Source organism: Cytophagia bacterium CHB2 (genome assembly GCA_030263535.1).
Classification (GTDB): domain Bacteria; phylum Zhuqueibacterota; class Zhuqueibacteria; order Zhuqueibacterales; family Zhuqueibacteraceae; genus Coneutiohabitans.
The window spans coordinates 1-2,230 of sequence record SZPB01000610.1 but is presented as its reverse complement, the minus strand read 5'-3'; the positions used below and the strand labels follow the sequence as shown (position 1 = coordinate 2,230).

Annotated in this window: 2 protein-coding genes; both read left to right on the top strand. The window is 54.3% G+C overall.

The window, feature by feature from the left end; genetic code table 11:
- Positions 1-489 precede the first annotated feature (489 nt).
- Positions 490-765, top strand: coding sequence for a hypothetical protein (locus tag FBQ85_29450; protein ID MDL1879257.1), 276 nt, complete (start codon positions 490-492; stop codon positions 763-765).
- Positions 766-899: 134 nt separating this feature from the next.
- Positions 900-2,230, top strand: a 1,331-nt coding sequence (locus FBQ85_29445; protein ID MDL1879256.1) for an RNB domain-containing ribonuclease, incomplete at its 3' end; no start/stop codon positions are given.

Sequence of the window (2,230 nt, the reverse complement as noted above, 5' to 3'; positions counted from 1 at the left end):
AATCTTGGTGGTTGTGCTTATTTTACGAGGGGTGCTGCTACATGCACCCCTCGGTTTTGTTGTTGGATTTCACGTAGAGTAACCTCAGATCCTACCTCATCTTGCCTATCCGGCCTCACAATGGCTCACCCTCATGGTATCCTGTTTGTTTTTCTGACAACGAAAAGCATAAATTGATATAAAATAAAATTTTGCCTTGATAAAATTTAGGATTGTTTTTGTCGACTTCTATTTTGCTGCAAAGTGAAACACTTCGTCTGCAAATGGCTGCCATGCGTGGTACTGCTTGAGCACTCAAAATGACCAGGAAGAAACAATCACCGCAGCGCGATGCCCCTCAGGATGCAGGAAAGGCCAGCTCAACCCCAAAGGATAATTTTTGTTCACAAATTTTAAAATTGGCTTGTGAAGTGTATAAAAGTACACTATATTTGTTCAAAAATAGTGTCTTTATAATCACCATTCAGCAACCAAAAAAAGGAGGTCGACATGTTGAATCAGTTTGAACTCAACAACGGGCAGCGTGTGCATGTTGACGTTGATCTTCGTTATTGGCGTGGCCGTTTGGAACCCTTTCAGTTTCTTTTTATGAGTGATTTGTATCGCATCAGCCGTATTACCCGGCGGCAGGTTCGCACCGTGGAAAGCCGTGAATTTCGCCAGTATTGGGTGCGGGTGGAAAAACTTCCGGGAACATTTCAATTGATTGAAGATCTCAAATCCGCTTTATGGCTGTTGAGCCGGCCCAGCAAAACCGGAGCGTGACATTTGATTTTTGGATTGGCGTGGAGATTTGCGTATATTGCGGCTTAATTGAGCATGATGGCGGCCGGGCTTGACCTGTGAGCGAAGCCCGGCAATTCTAACCTGAGTCGCAAGGCAAATACCTCCGAGTTTCTATGAACGCTGATCAAACCAGTAATGACGTGCGTGCGGAAAACGGCGCCTCTTCTTCGGCTGAGGCGCCGCAACCAGCGGTGAACACCAAAGACGAACAACGGCAGAAGCTCTTTCAGGCGCTGTTCGATCTCTTTCGTGAGTCGCTGAAAAAACAATGGACCCTGGCGGAATTGCAGCAACTTCCGCTGGCCCGGCGGCTCCTGTGGCTGGCCAACGCAACGTATGAGCAACGCAGCCTTTACCCCCTGGCTTGGCGGCAGCAGTTTGTGCGGCAAGCGCGTACATTACATTCCCTCACCGGTTTTCGCGACATCCGCGTGTTGCTTTATCGCTGGCTCAGGCAAATGGCGCAACTTCCCGCCACCGCGGATTTATTCGTTTCTGCGGAACCGCGCTTGCGCCGGCATCTTGACCGCCTGGCTGCCGCTGAAAATATTGATCTCCCCACCGTCACTTCGCCCCCCCCTGCAACCTCTTCACCTCGGCATATTTTGACGGTCGATAATCCTGAAACCGATGATCGTGATGACGCGCTCAGCTTTCGCCGCACCGAAACGGGCGAGGAGATTGGCGTGCATGTGCCAAATCTCACCAACTTTGTGTTGCCGGGCAGCGAGTGGGACCGCTGGGCGGAGCAAGTCGCGGTTTCAGCCTATTTGCCGCATGTCACGATCAGCATGCTGCCGGAAGCCGTCAACGCGGCAGCGAGTCTGAGCGCCCATGCCGCTCGGGAGGTTTTATCGTTTTATTTTGTGCGCGAGGCCGGTGAAATTCGTTTTGATCGCCCGGCCTGCGAGACCATCCGCATCGATCACAACGCGCATTATGAGGAAGTTGAAACCTGGTTGGAGACCGGCGCCCCGGGCCATTGGAGCCGTGCGCTGCCGGCCTGGGTTGCCGGCGCGCAGCAGTTCGAAGCGGCGCGCATTGCAGCCGGTGGGCGCGTGTTTGACCGCGAACAAGTTGATGTGCGAGTCGATGCCTCGGGCCGGGTGGAATTGCGGCGGTATGCGCAAAACAGCGCGGCGCGCAAAACAGTCGCAGAATGGATGATTGCCGCAAATCAGGCGGCGGCGGCGTTTTGCCACGAGCATGGGCTGCCGTGCTTGTATCGTACGCAGGAAAACGCCAGCGCGCCGGAGGAGGAAATAGGGGCAGAGCCGGAACAACGCTTTTCCCGGCCGCAACTCAGCGTGCAGCGCGCGCCGCATCGCGATCTCGGCCTTGCCGGTTATACGCAAGTCACTTCGCCGCTGCGCCGCTATGTCGATCTGCTGATGCAGCGCCAGATCATCACCTTTCTGCAAGAGGGCGCGCCGGCGGCCGCACC